The 19,624-nt window shown below is 63.6% G+C and carries 4 protein-coding genes; 1 reads left to right on the forward strand and 3 read right to left on the reverse strand.

Translation table 11 applies throughout. The features are described from left to right. Window position 1 precedes the first annotated feature (1 nt). Both M2341_RS13090 and M2341_RS13095 read right to left on the reverse strand, forming a co-directional pair. Complete coding sequence (locus tag M2341_RS13090) at window positions 2-2,011, reverse strand: TonB-dependent receptor plug domain-containing protein (RefSeq protein WP_264585537.1); 2,010 nt, start codon at window positions 2,009-2,011, stop codon at window positions 2-4. Then, window positions 2,008-3,525, reverse strand: a complete 1,518-nt coding sequence (locus tag M2341_RS13095) for a putative bifunctional diguanylate cyclase/phosphodiesterase (protein WP_264585538.1) — start codon at window positions 3,523-3,525, stop codon at window positions 2,008-2,010. The genes M2341_RS13090 and M2341_RS13095 overlap by 4 nt, the downstream gene beginning before the upstream one ends. A gap of 830 nt (window positions 3,526-4,355) precedes the next feature. Between M2341_RS13095 and M2341_RS13100 the strand changes: the two genes are divergently transcribed. Further along, window positions 4,356-4,787, forward strand: a complete 432-nt coding sequence (locus M2341_RS13100; protein WP_264585539.1) for a response regulator — start codon at window positions 4,356-4,358, stop codon at window positions 4,785-4,787. 60 nt (window positions 4,788-4,847) lie between these two features. On the opposite strand, the gene M2341_RS13105 is transcribed toward M2341_RS13100, so the two are convergent. Continuing rightward, the gene (locus M2341_RS13105) at window positions 4,848-19,409 is read right to left on the reverse strand and encodes a YDG domain-containing protein (protein ID WP_264585540.1); all 14,562 of its coding nucleotides are present in this window, start codon (window positions 19,407-19,409) and stop codon (window positions 4,848-4,850) included. Window positions 19,410-19,624: the final 215 nt, after the last annotated feature.

The following is a 19,624-nucleotide window of genomic DNA, read 5'->3' on the forward strand; positions in this document are numbered from 1 at the left end:
CTCAAAAATCCACCGAGAGACGCAGGGCGACGGAGCGACCGACATAGCTGCGGGGCGCGGGATAGAGCTGCTGCGCGAACTCGATCCGCCTGTCGGCCAGCAGGTTCTGGCCGATCAGCGACAGATTGAGGCGCGGCATCAGCGCATAGTTGATGCGAAGATCAAGGTCTTGATAGGCCGGGATGTCGCTCGCCGGCAAAGCGCTGACATGGCGCAGCCACGCATCGACTTCCAGATTGGGTGCCACGTCGTAGCTGACCCGCATGCCGGCCTGAAACTTGGGCGAGAGGCCGGCGAGCGCATGGCTGATCGATGTCGGACTGTCTGTCTCGAAGGAGAGATGCTGCATCGAGGCATTGGCCTGCACCTTCAGATTGGGCGCGGGACTGAAGGTGATAGCGGCTTCCACGCCATAGGTCTGCCCCTTGCCGATATTGGCGCTCTGATAATCCAGCAGCAGAACAGGCGTGGGCGAGAAGACCATGGACTGGCCGCGCGCGGCGTAGCCGATGAGGTTGCGATAGCGGTTGTAATAGGCCGCGATGTCATAAGTGAAGGAACTTGAGACGCTGCCGCGAATCCCCAGCTCAAAGGCGTCGAGATTTTCAGCGGCCAGATCGGCCTGCCCTTCGATGCGCGCCACCATGGGCATCGGGGTCGGATTCATCGGCGTTCCGGCGGGGATCCCCAGATTGACCCGGACGGCCTCCTCGAACCGTGCCGGCGTCCGCACCGCGCGGGAGGCGGCGGCCCAGATGGTCATCGAGGGTGTGGGCTTGGCGAGCAGGCGAACGCTGGGCTGAAGGGCAAAGCCGCTGATCGTGTTATATTCCGCCTTGGTTCCGACCGAAAGCCGCAGGCGATCCGGCACCAGCCAGAGATCCTGCTGCGCGAAGCCGCTCACCCAATGATGGGTTTCGCGCGGTACGATGAAGGAGACGAAGCGGTCCGAAGAGCCCAGAGAATCGGTCGTCCGCCGGACGTTGAGGCCAAGGACCAGTTCCTGCCGGTCGCCGCCCAGCCTCAGGCTCGCGTCGATATCATCCACGGTGCGGGAAATGTTGACGCCGAATTCACGGCGCTGAACCCAATCATGATAGGCCTGCAGATTGAACTCGCGCTGGCTGTCCCAGCGATGTGACCAGCGCGCGAGCAGATTCATGCCCGAGAAGCTGCCGTCGAACGGGTGCATGCCGGTCTGCTGGACCTGCGGCGGCGTTTGCAGCAGGTCCGCGACGAAGGTGCCATGCTGCACATCGCCCTGCAGCGTGATCGTGTCATTCTCGTCCGGCACCGCGTCAAGCCGGAAGCCAGCCTGCACGGCGCGCGAGCCGCTGTTCCAGCTTTCACCATTCGGCTGCTCGAGCCCATCGATGTCGCGCGCGGTCACATAGGCGCGATAGCTGAGCTTGTCCTTGCTTCCCCCGTAGCGCACCGTGCCGTTGCGCCCGTCTGCGGAGATGAACGCATTCGCTTGCCAGCCCTGGGTCTGGATGCTGTCCTTGGTGATGATGTTGATGACGCCGTTCACGGCGTTGGACCCCCACAGGGTGGCGCCCGGTCCCCTGACCACCTCAATCCGCTCGATGTCGGACAGGGGCACGAGCTGCTGGTCCCACAGCACGCCGGAGAGGCTGGAGACATAGAGCGAGCGGCCATCGATCATCACGAGCAGATTATTGGCAAACCGCGTGCTGAAGCCGCGCACGGAAACCGCCGTCGAGACGCTGTCGATTTGGCCCACTTCCACGCCCGGCACCAGCCGCAACACTTCGGGAATGCTCTGCGCCCCGGAGCGCAAAATGTCTTCCTGAGTCAAGATGGTGACAGCGGCGGTGCTGTCACTGAGGCGCTGCCTGCGCTTGGCGACGGAGGTGGATTCGGTGGTCAGCAGGTCTTCGAGCGAATAGCTGCTCAGATCCTGAGCATGGGCGCTCCTGACGCCGGGAACGCAGGCGCCGACCAGCGCCGCCGCTGCCATCAGCCGCCAACGGGAGGCCTTGACGCTCATCGGTCGCTCCCGGCGACGGGCAAACCGGCCATGTGCGGACAGCGCAGCCAAGCCAGCGCGTCCGCCTCATTGAGGGGCCGCGCGATGGCGTAGCCTTGCAGCGCGTCGCAGCCCATCTCCTTGAGCATCTCAGCCTGGGCCGCCGTCTCCACGCCTTCTGCCACCACTTCGAAGCCGAGACCGTCCGCGAGGCTGACGAAGGTGCGCACGACCGTTTGATAGTCCTTGCGCGTGGCAAGGTCCGTCACCAGCGAACGGTCGATCTTGATGCAGTCGATCGGGAGAAGCAGCATTCTGGCCCAGTTGGAATAGCCGGTGCCGAAGTCGTCGATCGCAATGCGGATGCCCAAGGAGCGAACCTCCAGCAAGCGCTCGACGAAGATGGGCGAGTCCTCCATCAGCATCGATTCCGTAACCTCAAACTCCAGAAGCTCGGCGGATGCGCCGGTCTGCGCCAAAGACGCCCGCACGAAATCCACGAAATCCGGCTGGCGGATGTCCTGCACCGTGATGTTCAGCGAGAGCAGGCAAGGCATGTTCTGCCGCGCCCAGTCTGCGGCGACCCGCATCCCTTCCAGAAGAGTCCAGCGGCCGATCTGCACCAGAAAACCGGCCTCTTCCGCCAGCGGGAGGAAGCTGCCGGGCAATAACATGCCCCGCTGTGGGTGGCGCCACCGGACCAGCGCCTCGACAGAGGGACGCACATCGGGACTGGTGGGCAATTTGGGCTGGAACGCAAATTCCAGCTCGCCCCGGTCCGCCGCGAGCCGCAACTCCGCCTCCAGCCTTGCACAGTCCTGCGCCCGTTCGATGATCTGCGGATCGCATAGGCAGACCTGATTGCCGCCTCGCGCTTTTGCCTGATGCATGGCCATGCCGGCTTTCGCCATCAGTCGCTCATAGATCCTGGCGTCGTGCGGCATCCGCGCGGCGCCAGCGCTCGCGGTGAGCGTGGCCGGAAGCGTCCCGCCATCAAGGTCGAACGGTTCTGCCAACAGGCGCAGGCACCGGGTCGCCAGTTCCTCCAGATCGTCCGCTGTCAGCGCACCCGAGCAGAAGATGCCAAATTCATCTCCCGCGAGGCGCGCGATGATCGGCGCGGGGCCGGTCGGCCGCAACTCCCGGCACCATTCCGCGGCCAACCGCAATCGCCCCGCAATCGCCTGCAGCAGGCGGTCGCTCTCCCACAAATCGAGCCGGTCGTTGATTTTTCGGAACGAGTCCAGGCCCAGATAAATGATGGCGCCGACCGGACTGGTCGCACCGCTTTCGTGAATTGCGGCCTCGACCAGACGACGAAAGCTGACACTATTGTCCAGAGCCGTCGCCGGGTCGGTGAGCGCCGCCCGCTCACTGGCGCGCAATAATGTGGACACCCGCCTCATCAGTTTCGCCAGGGCAAGTCTGAGTTTTTCCGGCTCGGCATCTAAATCGGTCTCGGGGTTGAAGGCCCACTCCCCAAGCGCGGTCGCCTCGATCATCTCGCAGACGCGATCCAGCCACGTCTCGTCCACACGCTCCCCTGTGGCGCGAGGCGTGAAAGCCGAAGGGCGATCGCCGCTATGGGAGGGGATTGGATCGTGCTTCACCAGTCGCCTGCCTTGCAGGAGAGGAGCGGCTTCAGTCGCATGGGTCCCCTGCCCCCGCGTCGCAGCGGCCGGCATGAGGTCAGATTTTGGGGGCGAGATTTCGCAGGCACGACAAGGGATTGCGCCACACGAAAACGATCGATGAACATCCGCACGAGCCTTTCAGTCCAGCGCGGCTCAGCGAGACCGCGACCGATGGTCGGCCGTGACAAAACAGGGCAAGCCGCCGAGGAGAGAGAAGCGGCCCGGCCCTATCTGTTGCCAATCATCGAGTGCAAGCGGCTCATTCCCGCCCCCTTAAGACAATGATTGGCACAACTATTCGAGAAATTTAAGTTTCTTCTTGTAACATATTGAAAGCATCTTCAGGCGCGAAAGTATTAATTTTCATTAACTAAGTTATTGCGGCGGACAGTTCTTCAATAAGATCATGAAGAGACTTTGACGCCCGCTTGAAACGGTCGATATCCTCCGCTTCCTGAGGATCGTGATTTGCTGTCGGCGGATGCATGAGTTCGAACGTCCCATCCATAACGCCAAGCTTGTTCCGCATCTTGTGCTGCAGATCCCGCACACGCGCGACAGACAGCGTCGTGGGTGAGTCCAAATTTTTCGGCTGTTCCATCATGACACCATATAAATTTTTGCCGCAGATGATCGTCTGCTATTGATTGCACGATAGGGAAGGCATTTAAACGGGGGAAAATAAGCCCGCCGTTCGGCTTCAGGCCGTTCGCATTGGATAGGGTAAAGACATGCCGCAGGTCGCAAGTGTCGGAAAGTCCACCCAAATACTCTATGCAGACGATGAGGATGATCTTCGAGTCGTTGTAACGCGTCTGCTGGCCCGCGTGCCTGATTTCGAGGTGCAGGACGTAAACAGCGGCGCAGCGCTGCTTGCACGGCTCGCCGATCCGGCCTGCAAGCCCGACGTCATTTTGCTCGATGTCATGATGCCCGGCCTTGATGGCCTGGAGACAGCCCGTCGGGTGCGGCGAACAGACCAGCAGACCCCGATCATCTTCTTCACCGCCAATGCCGAACTCACCGAGCAGTGGCGCGCCAGCGACGGGCCCATCCTCGGCACGCTCAAAAAACCCTTCGATCCCGACATGCTGGCGCTGGATATTCTGCGGATGCTGGGCCGCCAGCTGTCCTCAGACCCAGCCGCGCCATTCCCTGAATGAAAGAAGAAGGCACGGACACTGTTGCGTCCGTGCCTTCTGGCTGGATTGCCGGGCGCCCCGTCAGCGCCGGATGAAGCGCAGACTTGGCGAGATCACCCGATTGGTCGGATAGGGGAGACCACTTCCCTTCACCGTGACCCTGCAATCCTGCTGTTCGGTTCCGCTCTTGCAGACCAGTTCCTCATCGGACGAGGCCTCGACTGTGCCCTGCTCGCTGCTCTGGCCATTCCCGTTCGTCGCAGCGCCATCGGCATTGGCGACGCCGGTGCGGCCAAGTTCACCCGGGCCAGTGATGGTCTGGCCGGCATCGGCCCATCCGTCATTATAGCCGACCTGCACGTTGACGGGGATCGTACCGGGCAACTGGTTCGCACCGCCCCAGCCGAACACCGCGCCCGGATCGAACCCGGCGCCGCCGCGCACAGGTGCGGTCGAAGCCGACGTGTTGCTCGGCGGGGTGCTCTGCGAGGCCGTATCGGCCGCACCATGAGCTGCATCGATAACGGTGGAAGGCAGCGCGCTTCCGCCGTTACCCGAACCGCCATTGCCGGACCCACCATTGCCAGACCCACCATTCCCGGTTCCGCCATTACCGGACCCGCCATTCCCACCGGAAGCCGATGCCAGGATCGCGAAATTGCCCGGCGTGACGCTCAGCGCATAGTTGCCGCCGGCCGACAGCGAACCCAGTCCGATGGCGTAATTGCCGACCGCTTCACCTGCGACACGCGATGCACTGCCGGTGAGCTGGTCACCCGCAACCATGCCCTCGCCGCCGAGCGTGTAGGTGAAGGCGGGATCGACCGCGCCGCGCACCTTACTCTGATCGGCGAAGACGATGCTGATCTGGCGCTGGTTGATCGTTCCCACGGCGCCGGCAAGCGCAGGGCTGACCGTGTAGTTGCCGGCATCCGCACCATTCAGGGCCAGATCGGCAACCGAGACCATCTTGCCGGTGCCCGCGTTCCGGTCGGCATAACGCGCCGTACCGTTCGCAACCACCTGGTCGCCGGTGATCAGCCCATCAAGTGCCACGTCGCTGGCCGTAAAACTGGCCAGATCGGCGCCGTCATAGCCCTTGACCAAAGTGCCGACGAACCGTGCCGAGAGGGCCTTGGGCGAGATGGTAGCGACCAGCGGCGCGATGGTATCGAGCACATAGTTGCCGGCATCCGCACCGGAGAGCCCGGCACCCGACACCGTGACCACCTTGCCGGTTCCGGCATTGCGATCGGCAAAGGTGAAGGTGGCGCCGGTCAATGCAACATGGTCGCCCATGAGCACATTGGTAAGCGGATCGAACCCGCCCGTGCCAATGGTCGTGCCGTCATAGACCTTGTCATTGGCATGGGCCACCGTGGCAATCACACGCTGGGCGATCGTGCCGGTCGCATTGGTGTCGAAGCCCACGATGTAGTTGGCGCCGCCATTGCCGTCGTCCAGCGTCCAGTTGTTGACTTGCAGCGTGCGGTTGCCGGCATTGCGGCTGTCGAACGCCTGCGTCGCTTGGGCAACGTCACCCTGCACCAGCCCCGTGATCAGCACTTGGCCGGAGGAGGCATCGGTGCCGTCATAGGTCTTGCTATCGGAGACAGTGCCGAGCGTCAGAGCCGCACGAGCGATGTTCGCGATGCCAAGGGCAGAGCCATCCGCCAGCACATAATTGTCGTAACCGTTATTGGTCAGGGCGTAACCCGAGAGCGTGACCGCCTTGCCGGTGCCTGCGTTGCGATCGGCCAGCAGGCCGGTCACGCCGGAGGTATCGAGGAGCACGCCATCGGCGCTCAGCAGATCCTGGGTTACCGTGTCGCCATCGGCGAGCGTGAACCCGATCGTGCCGAGCTGGTGCGTGCCGAGCAATGTGGTGCCGTCATAGGTCTTGGTGCCCGCACCGGAGACCGTCACCGTGATGGCCCGCGGCGTGATCGTGCCAATATTGGCTGCGGCATAATCCTGCAGCAGGACATAGTTGCCGGCATCCGCGCCGTTGAGGGTCATGCCGCCCACCGTCACCATCTTGTTGGTGCCGGCATTGCGATCGTCATAATGAGCGCCAGCCGTGGTGAGCGTCAGCGCATCGCCGGCGATCACCCCATCGAGATTGATCGGCAGCACCGTGGCGTTGTCAGTCCCGTCATAGACCTTGGTGACGGTCCCGGTCAGTGCGCCACTCAGCATCTTCTGCGTGATGTCGCCCGACGCCGTGACGATATTGCGGATATAGTTATTACCGTCATTGCCGTCATTGATCGTCCAGCCGGTGACCGTCAACGTGCGGTTGCCCGCATTCTTGCTGTCGAACGACTGCGTGGCAGTGGCGGTATCGACATCGACGAGGCCGCTGATCGTCACTGTGCCGATGGAGCCGGTGGTGCCGTCATAGACCTTGCTGTCGCCAGAAGCGGTCAGCGTTAGGTTCGCCTTGAGGATGCTGGCCGTGCCGTTGGCGACATTACTCAGCACATAGTTGGCGGCATCCGCACCGGAGAGGCCAAGGCCCGAGACGATCACGCTCTTGCCGTTGCCGGCATTGCGATCGATGAAGGCCATGTGCCCGTTGCTGTCATCCAGCGAGACCAGATCATTGCCGATGACGCCGACAAGGCCGTCGAAGCTTCCCGCGAGGGTCGTGGTGCCGTCATAGACCTTGTCATTCACCATCGCGCTGGCGCTCAGCACCTTTTGCGTGATCGTGCCGCTGGCCGTCGAGCCGAGCGAGACGGCGTAGTTGTTGCCGCCATTGCCGTCATAGACCGCATAGCCGTTCTGCACGGTGAGCGTGCGGGTGCCCGCCTGACGCTGGTCATATTCCTGCGTCGCGATGACGGTATCACCAGTGATGAGACCGACCGCCTGCACGAGGCCGTTCGACAGCGTGGTGCCGTCATAGACCTTGCTGGCGCTGGTTGCGTTGAGCACCAGGCTGGCCTTGTAGATGTCGGCCGTGCCGTTGGCGATGGAATTGAGCGTGTAGTTCGCCGCATCCGAACCTTCCAGCAGATAGCCCGTGGCGACCACTGCCTTGCCGAGGCCGGCATTGCGGTCGATGAACGTCAATCGGCCATTGGCGTCGTTGAGGTGAACCTGATCCGTGCCGATCACCCCGTCCAGATCGGCGAAGGTGCCGATTGCAGCGGTGGTGCCGTCATAGACCTTGTTGCCGACCGTCGCGGTGGCGGTGATCGTCTTGGGGGTGATCGTGCCGGCCGTGGCCGATGCGATCACGACCGCATAGTTGTGGCCGCCATTGCCGTCCTGCACGCTCCAGCCATTCTCGACCTGCAGCGCACGGACGCCCGCGTTGCGGCTGTCGAACGACTGGGTCGCGGTGACGAGGTCGCCACTGATGAGGCCACTGGCCACAACCGTTCCGCCAGAGGCGTTCGTGCCGTCATAGACCTTGCTGTCTGCGCTGGCGGTGAGCACCAGATTGGCCTTGAGGATGTCGGCGGTGCCGTCCGCCACCGGATCGAGGATGTAGTTGCTGGCATCCGCACCGGTCAGCACCGGGTTGGAGACGGTCACCGTCTTGCCGATGCCGGCGTGGCGATCGGCGAAGGCCAGGGTACCGGCTGCCTCGACATGGTCGCCAGTCACCAGATTGGTGAGCGCGCTGAACGTGCCGGTGGCCGTGGTGGTGCCATCATAGACCTTGTCCTGGACGGACACCGTGGTGCTGGTCGTCCGGCGGTCGATGATGCCGTTGGCCGTTCCGAAGTCGACCAGATAGTTGGCCCCGTTGTTGCCGTCATCGATGACATAACCGTTCTGTACGACGAGTAGACGATTGCCGGCATTCTTGCTGTTGAACGCCTGGGTGGCGGTGGCACTGTCTCCCGCAATGAGGCCGACGATCTGCACCACTCCGTCCGAACTTTCAGAGCCGTCATAGACCTTCTGATCGGAGACAGCATTGAGCGTCAGGGCGGCGCGGGCAACGTCAGCGACACCAAAGGCCGAGGACGATGCGAAGACATAATTGCCGAAGTCATTGCCGGTCAGCGTATACCCGCTCAACGTCACGCTCTTACCGGTTCCGGCATTGCGATCAGCCAGCGCTCCGGTCAGGCCAGAGAGGTCAACGACGATGCCATCGGCCGCCATCAGATTCTGCGTAGTGCTGTCGCCATCGGCGACGAGCAATTGGATCGTCCCCATCTGATTGCCACCGAGCATGCTGGTGCCGTCATAGGTTTTCGCGCCCAGTCCCGTCGCGGAGACGGTGATCTGGCGGGCGGAAATCGTCCCCACATAAGCGGAGGCATTGTCGCTCAGCAGATCATAGTTCGTCGCATCGGCGCCGCTCAGCTGAATACCGGACACGGTGACCAGCTTGCCGGTGCCGACATTTCTGTCCGCATAGTTCGCCGTGCTGGCGGTCACCGCGACGGCATCGCCCGACACGATATCGACAAGGTTGCTCGGAAGCAGGATCGCCGTCGTCGTGCCGTCATACACCTTGCTAACGGCGCCGGTGAGCGTGGCACTGATCTGCTTGCGCGAGATTGTGCCCGCAGCCGTGTTGCGCACCACAAAGTAGTTGGCGCCGTTATTGCCGTCATCGATGGTAAAGTGGTCGACGACAAGCTGGCGATTGCCGGCATTCTTGCTGTCGAACGCCTGGGTGGCGCTCAGGCTGTCGCTTGCAATCAGACCGTTCCACTGCACCACGCCGTTCGATGTCGTCGTGCCGTCGTAGATCTTGCTGTCGGATACGGCATTAAGTGTCAGGGTCGCCCGAGCGATGTCGGCCAGACCCAAGGCGGATGTCGAGGTGAGGGCGTAATTGCCCAGGCTGTTGTTGGTGAGCGAGAAGCCGCTCAGCGTCACCGCTTTGCCGTTGCCGGCATTGCGGTCTGCAAACGCTGCCGACAGGGTCGAAGAGTCGAGCCCCAGGCCGTCGGCGCTCAGCATGCCTTGCGTCGCGGCATCACCATCGGCGAGGATCAGCGCCAGACTGCCGAACTGCGAGAGCGCGAGGTTGGCGTTGCCGTCATAGGTCTTGCTGCCGTGGCCGGTCACGGTCACGTTGACCTGACGCGGCGTGATCGTGCCGATGTCCGCAGAAGCCGAGGTGGCATTCAGCACATAGTTGGCGGCATCGGTGCCCGTGAGCTGCATGCCTGAGACGGTGACCGTCTTACCGGTGCCGACATTCGCATTGGCGAAATCGGCGCTGGCGGTGGTGACGACCAGATCGTCCCCGGCGATCACGCCGGCGATGTTGACCGGCTGCAGCGTTGCGCTGGTGGTGCGGTCGTAGACCTTGCTCACCGTGCCGGTCAGCGAGCCGGAGAGCAGCTTCTGCGCGATGCTGCCGCTGGCCGCCGTGCCAAGGACGACGGCATAGTTGCCACCGCCATTGCCATCCTCGACCGTCCAGTGATCGACCTGCAATGTGCGGCTGCCCGCATTCTTGCTGTTGAACGCCTGGGTCGCGGTCACGCTGTCGCCGGCGATCAGCCCGCTGGAGAGGACCACGCCCGTCGAGCCGGTCGTGCCGTCATAGACCCTTGAGTCCGACACCGCCGTGAGGTTGAGCGTCGCCTTGGAGATCGTCGCCGTCCCGTCGGCAATGTCGCTCAGCGTGTAGTTCGCCGCGTCCGCGCCGGAGAGCGTTGCGCCCGAGACCGTCACGGTCTTCCCGACGCCGGCATTGCGATCATAGAAGGCAAGGGTCGCGCCGCTGTGATCCAGCGACACATCGTCTCCCGTGATGGTATTGCCAAGGCCACTGAAGGTGCCCGTGGCCGTCGTCGTGCCATCATAGACCTTGTTCTGGACCGCCGCAGTCGCCTGCAGGACGCGCTGGCTGATCGTGCCGTTGGCCATGGCGCCATAGCTCACCAGATAGTTGCCGCCGCCATTGCCGTCGAACACCGTGTAGCTATCGACCTGCAGCGTATGTGCGCCGGCCTTGAAGCCGTCGAACCGCTGCGTCGCCACAAAGCCGTCGCCCGCGATCAGGCCGTTGGCCTGCACCGCGCCCGCCGACGCGGTCGTGCCGTCATACTGACGCGTGTCGGTCACTGCAGAGAGGACGAGCTGCGCCTGGCTGATCGTCGCGCTGCTGTTGGCAATGCTGCTGAGCGTGTAGTTGTGCGCATCGGTGCCGCCCAAGGCATAACCGGTAGCAGTCACGGCCTTGTTGATGCCCGCATTGCGGTCATAGAAGGCCAGGCTGCCATTGGTCTTGTCCAGCAGCACCTGATCGGAGCCGACGATCCCGCCCAGCGAGGAGAGGTCGCCCGTGGCCGTCGTCGTGCCGTCATAGACCTTGTTGTTGACGATGGCCGTCGCGGTCAGCACCTTGCGAGCGATCGTGCCGGATGCGGCCGCGCCAAAGGTGGTGACATAGTTGTTGCCGCCATTGCCGTCGTTCACGGACCAGCCGGCCTGCACCTGCAGGGTGCGTGACCCCGCATCGCGCGTGTTGAACGCCTGGGTTGCCGTGAAGCTGTCCCCGGCTGCCAGGCCAAGCGCCTGGACCGCAGCGGAAGAGGCGACCGTGCCGTCATAGCTCTTGCTGTCGCTCACGGCGGTCAGCACGAGATTGGCGCGGGTGATGTTGGCCGTGCCGTTGGCGATCGGATCGAGCACATAGTTGCCCGCGTCGGCACCGGTCAGGACGGCGCCAGCCACGCTGACTGCCTTGCCGTTGGCGGCGTTCTTGTCCGCGAAGCTGAGCGTGCCGCTCGCCGCGACGATGTCGCCGGATATCACACCCGAAAGCGGGTCGAACGTACCGGTGGCGCTCGTCGTGCCGTCATACACCTTGTCATTGGCGTGGACCGTCGTGCTGACCGCACGCTTGTAGATCGTTCCGGCTGCGTCGATACGGCTGACGATATAGTTCAGACCGCCATTGCCATCGTTGACGACATAGCCATTCTGGACTTGGAGCAGGCGGCTGCCCGCATTCTTGCTGTCATACGCCTGCGTGGCTGAGGCCGTGTCGCTGCCCTTCAGGCCAGAAATCGTCACTGTGCCGATCGAGCTGGTGGTGCCGTTATAGGTCTTGCTCATGCTCGACGCGGTCATGGTCAGCGCGGCGCGTGCCACATCCGCAATGCCGTTCGCCGAGGTGGAGCTGAGCGCATAGTTGCCCAGCCCGTTGTTCACGAGGCTGTAACCGGAGACCGTCATCGACTTGCCGGTGCCGGCATTCTTGTCGGCCAGCATGCCGGAAATGCCGCTGCTGTCCAGCGTGACCCCGTCAGCGGTCAGGAGCGCCTGCGTTGCGCTGTCGCCCTGCGCCAGCGTGAAGCCGAGGCCGGAGAGCTGCGCACCGGTGAGCCCGGTGGCGGCGTCGTAGGTCTTGCTGCCATGGCCGGTCGTGCCCACCGTGACGGCGCGGGCCGTGATGGTGCCCACATAGCCGGAGGTGCTGGTGCTGCCGAGCGTGTAGTTGGACGAGTCCGCGCCGGCCAGCGCCAGACCGGTCGCGGTGACCAGCCGGTTCGTGCCGACATTCTTGCTGTCATAGCTGGCGGACGTCGACGAGACGGTGACCGCATCGCCTGCCACCACACCATTCAGATTAGTGCCTGAAATGGTGGCCGTGGCGCTGCCGTCATAGACCTTCGTCACCGGTCCGACGAGCGAAGCTGAGAGGGTCTTGCGGGCAATCGCGCCAATGTTGCCGGTGACGGAGCCTGCAATCGTGTAGTTCGCCGCATCCGCGCCGGTGAGGCTGAGGCCATAGGCCGTGACCGACTTGCCGGTGCCGGCATTCTTGTCGCCATAGAGCCCGACCAGACCCGCGGCGAGCGACAGGGCGTCGCCCGAGACGACACCGGTCATGGCGACATTGGACGCCGTGATCGAAGCCAATGTATTGCCGTCATAGACCTTGTTGGAGGCGCCGGTGAGCGAGGCCCCCAGCTGCTTGGCCGAGATCACGCCGAAGCTGGCCGTAGCGGCCGAGTTCACCGTGTAATTCGCGGCGTCGGCCCCGGTCAGCGCCAGGCCGGAGACAGTCACCGTCTTACCGGTCCCGGCGTTCTTGCTGTCGTAGATGCCGGTCGCCGGCATCACCAGCGACACCGAGTCACCGCTTACCGCATTCGCCAGCGCATAGTTGGAGGCGCTGAGCGAGGCGGTGGTCGTCCCGTCATATGCGCGGGTGATGCCGCCCGTCAGGCTGGCGGTCAGCGCACGCGGCGTGATGCTGCCCATGACGGCGGACGCCGTGTAGTTCGCCAGACCGTAGCCGTAGATGCGGATAGCGCCATCGCGCACAACCACGGCCATCTCGTCAGCCGTCACCGTCTTGGAGGCGCCGACATTCTTGTTATCGAAGCTGCCCAGGGCATAGACGCTCGCCTTGTCGTTGCCGAGCAGGCCGGTGACGAGGAAGTTGGTCTGCGTCAGCAGGGCGTCGGTCGTGCCGTCATAAACCTTGGTGACATTGTCCTTCAGCGAGATGCTGAGCAGCGGCATCTGGTTGTACATCACGCCATTGCCGGTGGTCTGCGCCGGAGCGGTGATGCCGTAGGACGCACCATATTGGCGGAAGCTGTAGGAGAGGCCGCCGACATCATTGGTCGGGTCCTGCAGCCAGACGAGCCAGCGACCATTGGCGGCAGAGAGCGCGCCTGCGCCGCTATTGTTGAAGAACTTGCCGTTCGTCGCAAGTTGCAGCGAGGTGTTGGCCCCGCTTGCCGACACGCTGCTGCCCGCCGTCATGGTCAGGTCGCCAACCGAGCGGATGACCGCGCTGCCGGTCGTCACGGCGCCGTTGATCTCCAGCGCGCTGCTGGTGAACAGGTCCAGCTTGTTCGTGAGCGACATCGGGCCGAGCTTGCCGATGGTGTTGCCGCTGTTGTTGAATGAAACGGTACCCGCGCTGCCGGTGAGCTGGCTGGCGCTGATGTCCACAGACTGTGTGAACAGGCCACTGCCGGCCAGCGCCAGGCCACCATTGGCGATCAGCGGCTTGTTGTCGGTATCGCCGGTGACGCTCACCGTGCCGGTGCCTGCAAGCGTGACCGGGATCGCATATGTGTTCGCGCCGGTCTGGGTGTAGAGCGTCAGGCCCGTGCCGGTGCCCGTCGTTCCGCCGAACACGATGCCGCTATAGGCGCCGGTCAGCACGTTATTGTTGATGAAGCCGGCGTAGATGTCCGAGCCGAGCGTCAGATTGCCGCCATCCTCGGCGCGCAGGGTCAGCACGCCCTTGGTCAGCAGCTTGGCGGCGACCGGGGTGGCCCCGTTCTTGGCGTTGAGGAACATGCTGTTGGCGACGAGCGTCAGATTGCCCGTATAGGCTGCGGTGCCGAGCGTCGCGGCGCCGGTGTTGCCCTGGTAGATGCCATAGCTGTTGGCATTGCCCGCCCGGCCGGTGAGGGTCACTGGGCCGGAGCCCGTGGCGTTGACCACCGCAAAATTGTTCGCGCCATCGAAGAAGATGCCGCTATGGGTAAGCGCCGCGCTGCCGGCGGCACCACCACCGAAGCCGGTGAGGTTGATCGCGCCAGCAGCCGTGGACCGCACGGCGGCGCCACCAGAGATGGAGATGCCGGTGCCGTTGGCGGTGGCCGCGCCGCCGCGACCGTTGATCGTCAGCGCCTTGGCGCCCGAAACGGCCACGCTGGCGTTCGTGTTCATCAGCACGCCGTAACTTGATGTGGCGGAGGAGGAGCCATTGCCGACGCCGCTGATGGTAATCGCGCCGCCCGTGCTGCTGATCGCGCCACCGTTCAGATAAACACCCAAATCGTTGCCGACATAGCGGCTGGCGCCCATGAGGATGAGGTCGCCGCTCGCGGTGCTGAGGTTGGTCGTGGCGTTGGTCTGCACCGGATAATAGTCGCTGGCCCGTCCCAGCGCATACAGCCGCAGGCTGCCTGTGCCGGTGGTGGCGAGCGTCTTGTTTATCAGATTGAGGCCCGTATTGGCGTTATTGCTGCCGAGCGCGCGCATCTCGATGTCGCCCCCGCCGGCCGTGAAGGCCGCGCTGGCGGAGCTGATGTCGATGTTCGTGCCCGTCGCCAGCATCGCCGCCGTATAGGCTGCCAGATCCACCGTCGGGTCGAACAGCGGAGACACCGCCGCCGATCCGCCACGCAGCAGGATGTTGCCGCCCTGCGTGGTGATACCGTTGCTGACGGTGATGGTGCCCGTCGCTGCGTCGGCCGAGCGGGAGACCAGCGTCACGTCCAGCTTACCGGCGCCTGCGACCGCGTTGATCGCGTTAGGGACCGTCACATTGCCCTGCGACTTGGCCGTAAAGCTCGATGCGCCGGTGGCAGCGGCTGCCTTGTTTACGGTCGCGAGCGTCAAATTGTTGACTGCCGAGACGGTGACCGCCGTGCTGCCGTTGAGATTGTAGGCGCCGGTCGAAAGGGTGCCGCCGCTGGTTACGTTGGTCGCGTCTGCTGTCGCGAGGTTGAAGTTGCCGGTCGTAATGTAGCCAGGCGCCGTGAGAGTCACAGCACCAGTGGCGCCCGTCTGAGTAATCGTGCCGGTGTTGATGGTGCCGGTGCCGGTCTTCCCGGCCGTAACGGTGAGTGCACCGCCAGCAGTCAGAGCGCCGCCGTTGACGTTGATCGCAGCATCCAGGTTGAGGCTGCCCGCCGTTGCGACGATGTTGTTGTGGACGATCGTTCCGGCCTTGGCCTGTACCAGCAAGTCCGCGGTATCGATCTGCACTGTGCTGCCGAGGTTGAGTGTGCCTGCGTCGGCAATGATGCTGCTGCCGCTGCCTGCCGTCTGGCGGATTGAGCCATTTATGGTGATGCCATTGCCACTGCTGATATTCACCTTGCCGGCGGAAGTGATGCTGGACCCGGTTGAGACGATATTGATACCGGGCGCGGCGCCTGTCGTGCTGGTAGACGCCATGGTAACGCCCCCTGCACCTGCGGTAATCGTAGCCGTACTATCCAGCCAGATCTGCGAACCCTTCTGGCTGCCGGTGAAAGCGACGCTGTTGCTACCGTTGAACGAGACACTGCCGCCGGCGAAAAACGTGCCGGGGCCAGGATGATTGGTCGTGGTATTGGTGACCAGAATATCCTTACCGGCGAAGGTGCCCGTCCCAGCCGAGTTTCGATAAATTCCATTCACGTTGGTGGACGTGCCGTCGAGTGTCAGAGTGCCCGTCGTCGTGAGCGACTGCGAGGTTCCGCTCCGGAAAACAACGCCGTAGCCGTCATAACCAGATCCGACGAGGCTGATCCCGCCGGTGCCGGCTGTGAGGGTGTTCGCACCAATGCTGACGCCTGAGCGGTCGGGATAACCATTGCTATAAGATCCTGTGGGAATCGTGGAGGCGCCATTGAGGTTGATGCCGCCGGTACCCGCCGTCTGGAGGATCGCGCCGTCATACAGATAGACCCCGCTGCCGGTGCCGTTGTTGTTGACGTTGACGCTGGCGCGCCCACTCAGGCTGATCGTTCCGCCCTCGGTCGTGCCGCGCCGCGCATCAATGGTGGTCGTGCCCTGGACGCGGACTCCCGCGTCACCGTTAAAGCCTTCGGCATACCCACCCGGCGTAGGCGTGCCATAGGCGGTTACGTTGCCGCCCTGCGTGGTGATATTCCCGGTGATATTGATAAAGGAATTGCGGAGCGTAGTGTCGCTGTAGCTGCTGTTCAGAGTCACATCGAGCTTGCCTGCGCCGACTTCAGCCGTGATCGCGGTCCCCACGTTGATCATCCCCATGGCCCGCACGGTGAGCTTGCTTGCCCCTGTCGCCGTCGCCTTCTTAAGAATAGAAGGAGGACTTACTTGGCCGGCTGTTCCGGTGATCGTGAGATCTCCCGACCCATAAAGGGTGATGGGATTGAGAGTCATGTACGTGCCGGTTAGCGAGATGGCGTCATTGGTATAGGTGGTCAGATTGCCCATGCTCATCGTGGCCGCACTGCCGATCGACACGGTCCCGCTCGAACCCGTCTGCTGAATATACGCCCCAGCATTCCCAAAGAGCGCGACATCGCTGTCGCTGTAAATGTCGATCGCGCCCGCGCTTTTGAGCAGCGAACCGGCCGCAGTGTCCAAAATGATGCCAACGGAATTGACCGCCGGATAGCTGGTCGTCGCATTCGCGCGGATCGTGAGGCCACCGCTACCGGCAGCAAGGGTCAGCTTTGGATAATAGAAGGGGTTTCCGGTGCCTGCGGCGATCGTGGCGCGAAGAGCGGATGTACCACGGACATTCGATGTCACATCGTTTGCATTCGATGTGCCGAGGATCGACAGGGCCCCCGCTCCACCTGTTGAAATAGTGGTGTCGCCATTCCCGAAGAGAATGGCTTCTTTGGACGCGGTCAGGTCCGTGCTGGCACCAATGAGACTGATGTTACCGGACGTCGAGGTAATGCCCGCGGTGCCCTGGTGGTCGATCGCAAGACCGGCACCCTTGGCGCTCGTTCCCTTCAGCGAAATGGCGCTTGTTGTCGTAGCAAGCGTGCCGCCATAGAAGCGATTGCCATAACCGGTGCCGGCTGCCGTGCCTTCCAGGCTGACCGCACCGGTTCCGCTGGTTGCGAAAGTGGAGCCGTAACTGTGGAGTCCATAGCTGCTTCCAGCAGCGTTAGTGCTGCTGCCGAGAAGCGAAATAGCACCGTTCGTCGCGCTGATATTGGCCTGGAAAAGGTGAATACCGTGAGCGGAAGGGTTGGTCGAATCTGACGTACCGGTCAGAGTGACCGGGCCTGCGCCCCCCGTCAGCGTATAGGTGAGGCTTCCCCCTGTCTTCTGGATCACAAGGCCGACGCCGTTGACGCTGCTTCCGGTCATCGTGATTGCGCCATCGGCCTTGATGTTCGTATTTGCGACACGAACGCCGCTCGTATCCTCGGCCGAGTAAAGTGCGGCAATGCTCCGACCGACGATGTTTATCGACCCGCTGCCCGCATCAATCGAAGCATTGTTGCCCAAACCGGAAATGAGCACGCCCGCCATGGTGTCAGTGTTGCTGATCGCCGCGCCACTGCCCACAGCGCCACTGCCGCCCCAGATGTTGAGGTCGCCGCCATTGGTGGTGATGCTGTTGTAGACCTGGACGTTGCCGGACGCTGCATCGCTGGCACGGCTGTTCAGGTTGACGGTCAGCTTTCCGCTTGTCGAGCTGATCGCGCCGTTCAGGATGATGTTACGATCCGCCTTCAGCGTGAGCGCGGCATCGCCGCCTGCGCCCTTGACGATGTTGGCACCCGCAGCCAGCGTGATGTCGCCCGTGCCGCCCGAGACCCCGGCGCCGCCGGTCGAGATGGTCACATTGGTGCCGCTGTTGAGCCGCCCGTTGAGGTTGGTGACGTTGACCGTCGAGATGCCGGCGGTCGGCGTATAAGTGCCGCCCGCATAGGTCGCCGAGGCATCCGCCGCCGTGGAGATGGTGACGCTGGCGGGATCGAGCAGCCACTCGCCCGCCTTGCCGGTGCCGGCCTTGGCATCGACCGTGCCGACGGCCTGGAGGACATTCTTGGACGAGGTTTCGACCCGGCCGCCATCGGTCGTGCCGCTGGCGTCGATGGTGCCGTGAAAATTGGTGAAATTGTCGGACCAGAGCACGGCCTTGCCGCCCGCGCCGGCCGAACCGGTCACGTCGATCTTCGCATCGGGTGCGACGACGACGGCTCGCGCGCGCTGGATGTCGCGGTCGAGCAGGCGGGTGTCGGCATTGTGGCCGCCCTCCCAGTCGCCGCCGACGAGCACGGTGCCGCCGGTCGTGCCGGAGGCATCGAGCTTCGCACCCTGATCGAGCAGGATGTTCTTGCCGGTCACTTCGATGGCGCCGCCGGTGGCGTCGGCCTTCTTCGCGGTGAGCGTGCTGGCGATATTGACCTCGCCGCCTTCGCCGGCGGTGAGGAAGATACGGCCACCTTGCGCGGACACACCCTGGGCGTTGATCGCGCCGCTGGTGCCGGCGAGGGCATAGATGTTGCCGCTCTGCGCGCGCAGTTCGGCCTCGGCAGCCTTCAACTGGCCCGCATTGGTGACGGACGTGCCGGTGCCGCCGACGACGACCGAGAACTTGCCGTCCCGGTCCGCCTGGTCGCGCAGCATCACCTGATAGCCGGCGAGCAGGCCCACCGAACCGTTGGCCGCCTCGATTGCGCCCTGATTGTCGACCTTCGCCGCGACCAGCACGACATCACCACCCAGGCTGCCGATCTTGCCATAGTTGACGATGGAGGCCTCGCTCGCGCCCGCGAGCGTCTGATTGCCGCCAGCGAGGAAGCTCTCGTTGCTTATGTCCTGCGTCGAGCCGACGAACTTGCCGCCAACGTCGATCCGGCCTTCCTTGCCGATGACGATGCCGTTGCGGTTGATGAGGTAGACCGATCCCGTCGATTGCAGCAGGCCGTCGATGCTGGAGGCTGCGGCGCCGGTCACGCGGTTCAGCGTGGCGCCGCTGCCATTGTCGATCGCGACGGTGCCGCCCTTGCCGATGGAAAAGTCATTCCATTCGATGATGGCCTTGCCACTCGTCTGGCGGATGTCCGTCCGTCCCGCGCCCGCGTTGATCGTTGCAGAGCCGGTCACCACCGTCCCGCCCGATGGCAATGTCTGTGCATAGACAGGCGCCAGCGGCACGAACGCGCACAGCGACAGGCCGAACAACGGCTTGGTGAAGAGTGCGGCGCGGCGAGCCTGAGAGCGAGTGGTCATCGTATCAATCCCATCTTCTGTGAGCGCAGTGGTCCGGCCGCCAAAAGGGCGGGGAAGATCGCTCTGGTGTCGGTGCCTGCCGCGAGCCTTCCCGGGCGGGCGTTTCATGTGCGGGCCGCGCTTCGCGGCGGAAAATCCGGTGCCGCGTATCGCGGCGGAAAAGTCAGCGTGCTGCGTATCGCAGCGGAAATCTTCTGGGGCGGATGGCGGCCGGC

Origin of the sequence: Sphingobium sp. B7D2B (genome assembly GCF_025961895.1) — a bacterium.
Lineage (GTDB): Bacteria > Pseudomonadota > Alphaproteobacteria > Sphingomonadales > Sphingomonadaceae > Sphingobium.